The 6,491-nt window shown below is 40.8% G+C and carries 8 protein-coding genes; all 8 read left to right on the top strand.

Annotated features, from left to right (window positions below; all coding sequences use genetic code 11):
- The coding region (locus DSOL_RS25225; RefSeq protein WP_170871621.1) for a hypothetical protein at positions 1 to 811 on the top strand (811 nt) is incomplete at its 5' end.
- A gap of 216 nt (positions 812 to 1,027) precedes the next feature.
- Positions 1,028 to 1,219: a hypothetical protein gene (locus DSOL_RS25230; protein ID WP_075367466.1), complete on the top strand. Its 192-nt coding sequence runs from the start codon at positions 1,028 to 1,030 to the stop codon at positions 1,217 to 1,219.
- Between the two features lie 981 nt (positions 1,220 to 2,200).
- Positions 2,201 to 2,518, top strand: a complete 318-nt coding sequence (locus DSOL_RS25240; RefSeq protein ID WP_075367468.1) for a hypothetical protein — start codon at positions 2,201 to 2,203, stop codon at positions 2,516 to 2,518.
- Positions 2,519 to 2,551: 33 nt separating this feature from the next.
- Complete coding sequence (locus DSOL_RS27695; protein WP_139314619.1) at positions 2,552 to 2,758, top strand: hypothetical protein; 207 nt, start codon at positions 2,552 to 2,554, stop codon at positions 2,756 to 2,758.
- A 54-nt stretch (positions 2,759 to 2,812) separates the two neighbouring features.
- Positions 2,813 to 3,079 carry a hypothetical protein gene (locus tag DSOL_RS25245; protein WP_075367469.1) on the top strand — a complete coding sequence of 89 codons (267 nt, stop codon included), beginning with the start codon at positions 2,813 to 2,815 and terminating at the stop codon, positions 3,077 to 3,079.
- 487 nt (positions 3,080 to 3,566) lie between these two features.
- Entirely contained in the window at positions 3,567 to 3,893 is a 327-nt protein-coding gene (locus DSOL_RS27700; protein WP_170871622.1) for a hypothetical protein, read from the top strand.
- Between the two features lie 44 nt (positions 3,894 to 3,937).
- On the top strand, positions 3,938 to 4,612 hold the full coding sequence (locus DSOL_RS25255) for an SOS response-associated peptidase (RefSeq protein WP_075367471.1): 675 nt from the start codon (positions 3,938 to 3,940) through the stop codon (positions 4,610 to 4,612).
- A 199-nt stretch (positions 4,613 to 4,811) separates the two neighbouring features.
- The gene (locus tag DSOL_RS25260) at positions 4,812 to 6,065 is read left to right on the top strand and encodes a Y-family DNA polymerase (protein ID WP_075367472.1); all 1,254 of its coding nucleotides are present in this window, start codon (positions 4,812 to 4,814) and stop codon (positions 6,063 to 6,065) included.
- Positions 6,066 to 6,491 lie beyond the last annotated feature (426 nt).

The raw sequence follows: 6,491 nt of genomic DNA on the forward strand, positions 1-6,491 counted from the left end.
AGTACTAGTTAGTCCTAAAGCTACCTCTATGCCCAGCCTACCTCAAGTTTTTTTACACCCTATGGACCCTATACAGGATTGGTATGAAAGCGAGCAGTTTCGCACGTACACAAGCACCTATTTTCAATCCCTTGAAACTGGCGTAATAACCTCTGCCCTTTTGTACTTTTTACATGTACCGCCGAAGCCGTCATTCTTTGCCGGCGTCGTGGCGTCTTATCAATCTTTCTATAGCGGTATTTCTGGAGCCCAAACCGGGTATGAAATTGTTTACTACTATTGGTGTCCAAGTGGTATTCCGTCTTCCCCTTTGAAAACTGGTGAGGTTGAGTATGCTGAATCATTTCTAAAGAATGGTAAATATGTATATTCAGCTACTACTAAAGAGGGTAAAAGTACAATAGAACCCGTTAATGGTACAGTCAAAATTACTAACGAAAATACAAAAAAAGTCAAATATTCAAAACCTGTTGTTACTTCGAATACAACCGCAAAAAAAAGTACTGTAACTCCTTTAATTGCCGGGTGGGATGCGTACGGACCTATTAGATATAGTAGTTATGCCATAGATACAACTTATGCATCTGTACTTGCAGGTTGTCTCGCATCTCTTTATGGAGGACCAATAACAGGAGTATTGGTCACTATTGCTGGTGCCTTTATTGCATTGCATACTCCAGATGTATGGTATATAGAGACAAACTACGTGGATTCGTATGATGATACTCACTTTATGGTTAAAACAGAATATTATGCTTATTCAGATTATACTAATTATCAAGGTGAGTCAGATTTCATCTATTGGACCTAAGTCATAACAATAGTAATTCAACCAATGTCACTAATGTCACCGTTAATCAAGACGGGATTGTGAAAAAACAAAATACTTTTTCACAATCCCGTCTTAAGCATTTACTTTCACTTTTTCTGGGATCGACTTGACATGGAATACTACAATGGATGATTCAATACGACTAGGAAAGAGCTAGGATTGGCACCATGCTTATAAGTTCCTGGAGAATTTAGAATGAAAAAAACTAAAATCTTTGAATGGCTTGGTTTTGGAATTTGTATAATTGCATTGTTGGCATTTGGCATGATGCGTGCTAATGGTCATTATGATACAATTTGTCTTAATGTATCTTTCATCGTAATGCTTATGGGTGGAATTATTACGATTATTGCTTTCTTTATAAGAAAAAAAGCAAGCCAGTCATAGCTAACATAATAGCCCGGTACCAGCATAGCTGTCAAAAGGGCAAGCAGTTTCCACGATTTAGGATATTTTTTATAGATAGTACCGTGTTCCTATTGGAATTGGCAATTTACGCTTGCAGTTGCATAACTCACGCGGTTTAAGGATACAGTCACAAATCTTTTTGCCGTAGTGAGAAGCGTGAGTCGCCATACAAGTACCGTCACCAGCGATATTAAACTTCTGAGGGCCGCCAAGTAAGCCGCTTTTAAGGGAAGGGAGTACAAAAAGCTCTTTGAGGATGAGGTTTAGAAAACTTCAATTGAATCGGGGAGTTTGGCGTCGCGTCGGAATACTTGATCACCCTTTTAACTAGCCGTTCAGAGAGAGTCGTAGGCGGAGAGTCCATCTTCTGATTTTTTTCGTTAAGACTTGGGCTTACGGCGAAAGCTAAGCAGGTTGGATTTGTAAAGGGATCTATTCCTTCCTGATCAGCCTATCCATAAAATCATAAAAAGTACCAACGCCGGGAAGGGGGTCTGCAGTAAGACCATCAATCCTTGAAGAGCCAAGGCAGGCTGGGACGAACCCAGAAAGAATAGCAAAGAAGGGCTCTGTGAGCGTAATATGACAGTACAGGCAGGTATGCTGGTCACTCCCTTAAAAGCCATAAGAATTAAAGACCGAAGCATGGCAACCGCATCTTTGGGAGGTGCCCCTTGAGTGGAGGAAGAGTAGTAATTCCGAATAAGAGGGACGATGGCGGAAAGGTACCTTATATTTTACACCAATTATCGTCTGTTTCGTCTATACCAGTTAACACCAATTAGATAACTCAAAACTTATGTCTGTACCTCAGAATAAGAAGTCGAGCTATTAGATTTAGATATAATGTTGTTTTAGTGTGTCCTTCGGATTGTTAGTTATTCTACTAGCTTTAGTAAAGGCCCCTCCACCTCACTCGACTCTATACCGTACTCGAATTTAGAACAGTGGAGGAAAACTGTGCAAACTAAGCTATATGATACCCAATATACCCACCGGAGCGTTTTGGACGTTTCGGTCAATTTCATACGGCTATCCAATCTTCGCGAACCAGACGGGGCGGCAGAAGGAAATTTTATATCAAGCTATTTCGTCAGCCACAATGCTCTGCATTATTATAAATTTGTCGGAGTCGGCTTACTTTGCATGTGTCTAATTTATGTGGCAAAAAGGAATCAGTCGAGCGTAATCAGGGTGCTGTGGGCTTCGAATTTTGTATTTGGCTTAATAGTTGTTTCTAATATCGTTGTATATTTTATCCAAACGCATCATATGTAAAGGAGCATCGATATTGGAATACATAGTCACAAGATGGCTAATAGTCCAGCGACTGCCACTCAACAAGCGACTATAGTAACCGTCAACGCAGCAAACCACATTGAATCTCTAGGACGTTCAGGACTTAAGGAACCAGGCGCATTGATAAGCGTGAATAGCTTAGGCGGGCTGAATATCCGCTATCGAGTGGATTTGTTTGGTCATGGTATTGAATTGCCGCATTATGGCAGTGTAAACTAGACTAAATAATTAAGTCCTATAGCATCTTGAAGAGGCGCCAATGAGGTGAAAGGTATGGATGAACGAGTAGAAGAAATTAGGCCCATTAGTCGGATTCGGCCACTTCGAAAGGTTGCACTCGCCAGACCCAGAAGGGGCGGACGCGAACTAATGTATCAACTCAACCGGTATCATAAGTCCAACAAACCTAAAAGAATTAATAAAAAGTTATCTGTCGTTTCCAAAACTAATGAAACAAGCGCTGTTCCTGATTTGAACGATTATGCAACAGATTTAAAGAAGCGTATTGCATTTGATCGAGCCATGATAATAGGCGATTAGAGGTATCCAAAAGGACGGACATCGCAATGAAGAATTGTGAAATGAAGTTGAATGGTAATATATTAACGATAAGGGTATATTTCGAAGGAATTAGGCAAATCGGCTTCGGGAAAGAGTATTATAATTGCCTCTACAGAAGGAATGTCTCAATTCCCGAGAAAGAGGATATAAAGATCGGCCTAAATGTTTATCGAAAGCCTTGAAAGCATGATAGACTTATACGTCCTTGGCATCCTCTGGTCAATTGGTAGTTCAATTGAGGATAGATATCCTTATTTTATGCTCCGACACAATGATCGCTATTTCTTGGACGTTGTTCGTGAAGCATTAGATGTTTCAACCAGAGTTTTTGAAGGAGAATCAAGAACTGGCCCACAATACAAGCTGAAGATATTCAATTTCGATCTGAGCAAATTAACACAGTATGGTTGGCAACCACGTCTCAGCGCGCAGCGTAGCTAACCTAATATTTCGGAAGATGTCGATTTTGTCCGAGCCTACTTTGAGTAGTTCAGTAGATACTATTACGATCCGGAAACGCAATAAAGAACGAACATCGCCTCGTCTCCGCATTTATGGAAACCGATATTTTCTTAATGAGCTAACCGAGGTGTTGAGTTCACAAGTTGACATAACTCCTAAGCTTGTTCAGAAGACGACTAAACAGTCAGAGTCGAGCGGCGTCCTCTACTATCAAAGTCGTCGTGAGCTAGAGAAACTGCTCGCCTATCTCTATCCGAGTGGTATCCAGTACTTCCATCGAGAATACTATGAACATTTTAGAAGCTTACTATTAGAACTTTTACCCCACTGAAAGGGTAATTCGCTAATGTTATTTTAGAGGGGTTGAAGGACAAGATGTGTGGCCGATTTTCATTTGCCGAAATCATTGGCATCGTAGAGCGTTTTGAGCTGGACCAGGTTCAATTGGAGCTTTGGCCTCGTTATAACATTGCTCCATCTCAACAAGTTCCCGTGGTGATCCATCAAAATGGGGGCAATCGTCTATTTATGTTTCGGTGGGGGCTGATACCCTATTGGGCTAAAGCTGAGAGTATTGGAAACAAATTAATTAATGCCCGTGCAGAAACCTTGGAGGAAAAGCCGAGTTTTCGCAGGTCTTTTGAGCAAAGGCGTTGTCTGGTCTTGGCAGACGGTTTCTACGAGTGGAAAAAGGAAGGTCGTATCAAGAAACCTTATAGAATCACGTTACTAGACGGCAGACCATTTGCTTTTGCTGGTCTGTGGGATTCTTGGTTGTCACCTACAGGCCAAACGATAAACTCATGTGCGATCATTACGACGACGCCTAATAAGTTGATGGAGCCAATACACAACCGAATGCCTGTAATATTACCACAGGACATGGAGTCAGTTTGGTTGGATGTGAATGTTACCACCAGCCATGAAGCTAAAGGTATGTTGACCCCTTTTCCAGAGGAACGCATGGTCGCCTACGAGGTTTCACAGTTGGTTAATTCTCCGCGCAATGAGGGACCTGAATGTGTGGTTCCAGTAAACAGTCTATTTTAAGATCTTTAAAGAATTTGTATGAATTTAGACAACCCCATGGCTCCCAAGAGAGTACTGTCTGATCAAAACCTCATAATAACAATAAGCTCTCCATCACTGATGGGGAGCTTATTGTTATTATTTGGCAAATGAATTTCCTTTACTACGAACTTGTGTTTTGATAAAATTGGAACAAACATTCTTAAAGAAGGTGAAGGCAATGGGTAATCGAATTATCTTCCATATAGACGTAAACTCTGCCTATCTTTCCTGGGAGGCTGTTCACAGAATTCAACATGGAGAAACACTTGATCTAAGGACCGTCCCTTCTGTTGTGGGGGGTGATCCCGAAACACGTCATGGGATAGTTTTGACGAAATCGATTCCTGCAAAGAAATATAACATACAGACAGGTGAAACTATCTACTCTGCCAAAGCGAAGTGTCCAGAGCTGATCATAGTGCCCCCGAATTATGGTCTATATATGCAATGTAGTCGTGCTTTTGGTGATATTCTTCGTGAGTATTCGCCTCTGGTTGAGCAATATTCTATAGATGAGTATTTTATGGATTTCACAAATATGGGAAGGCTCTATACTGATCCCGTTGAAACAGCTTATAAAATTAAAGACCGTATCAAAGAGGAACTTGGGTTTACTGTTAATATCGGGATCTCTACAAATAAAATCTTGGCAAAGATGGCTAGTGAACTTAAAAAGCCAGATAAAGTACATACCATTTTTCCGTATGAAATCGCCGATAAAATGTGGTGTCTCCCCATCGAAGAACTGTTCATGGTGGGGAGAGCTACGGCGAAAAAGTTGCGGAGTAGAGCCATTAACACTATTGGCGCTTTAGCGCATGCGGATCTGAAGATGATAAGGCTTTTTTTGAAAAGTCACGGGGTTTTAGTATGGAACTATGCGAACGGAAATGATATATCAGCCGTTCGAGAAAACCGCAGAACAATGATAAAAGGAATCGGCAACTCGACTACAATTCCATTTGATGTGGAAGATGCGACGACTGCCCATTTAGTCTTGCTTTCTTTGACTGAAACTGTAGCATCGAGGCTACGTCAAACAGAATACTGTGCTCGTTTAGTTTCGGTTTCCTTAAGGACCAACGAATTTTATTCCTGCTCTCATCAACGAAAGATTGCATCGGCGATCGATTGCACAAACGCTATTCATGAGGTTGCTTGCGAACTCTTTGACGAGCTATGGAAAGGTGAGCCAGTTCGGCATCTTGGAGTTCGTGTTTCTGAGTTATGCAGAAATGATTTTATGCAGCTTTCTCTTTTCGAGAAGGATTACGAAAAACAGAGAGTGGTTGATCGAACGATCGATTCAATTCGAGAACGATTTGGACCAGATGCAGTTTTTCGTTCATCGTTTCTGAATAGTGGGGTACGGTTTAGGTCTGGAGGGACAGTCGATGATGAGGAATACCCGATGATGTCGAGTATTTTATAGAGGGGTAGCAGCTTGATGTGGTTATATGGAACATGAATCCTGGCGAGTGAAAGAAACTTGGAAGTTGTTCAGTCAGCAAAAAATACGTACAACAATGATACAGAAATAGCCCCAATAGATTGATAATGGCAAAATCAATCTATTGGGGCTATTTTTTAAAACAACGCGCTTACACATTCTTGTCGTTCTGGTTATTATTTTCTGATAATAGTAGTATCTGGCAGGAATATTTAGGAAAGTTGTTGAATTCTTGAGGAAAGTGAATTCAAAGTTAGCGCAAACCAGTTTACAATATGCAAAAAACTACGAGATGTTATTGATGGTTGGGAGATGGCTTTGTAGCTATTTTGTCTATAACTGGAAATTAGGATAAGGATAATCCTATTGTTTTGTAGAACTATTTCTAATGTATAAATGTAAAATAGA

This window comes from Desulfosporosinus metallidurans (assembly GCF_001936615.1).
Taxonomy (GTDB): domain Bacteria; phylum Bacillota; class Desulfitobacteriia; order Desulfitobacteriales; family Desulfitobacteriaceae; genus Desulfosporosinus; species Desulfosporosinus metallidurans.

Bases quoted from the DNA above. Each gene is read 5' to 3' on its own strand.
- DSOL_RS25245 (WP_075367469.1), top strand. From the start codon at position 2,813: ATGGATGAACGAGTAGAAGAAATTAGGCCCATTAGTCGGATTCGGCCA.
- DSOL_RS25260 (WP_075367472.1), top strand. From the start codon at position 4,812: ATGGGTAATCGAATTATCTTCCATATAGACGTAAACTCTGCCTATCTT.
- DSOL_RS25255 (WP_075367471.1), top strand. From the start codon at position 3,938: ATGTGTGGCCGATTTTCATTTGCCGAAATCATTGGCATCGTAGAGCGT.
- DSOL_RS25230 (WP_075367466.1), top strand. From the start codon at position 1,028: ATGAAAAAAACTAAAATCTTTGAATGGCTTGGTTTTGGAATTTGTATA.
- DSOL_RS27695 (WP_139314619.1), top strand. From the start codon at position 2,552: ATGGCTAATAGTCCAGCGACTGCCACTCAACAAGCGACTATAGTAACC.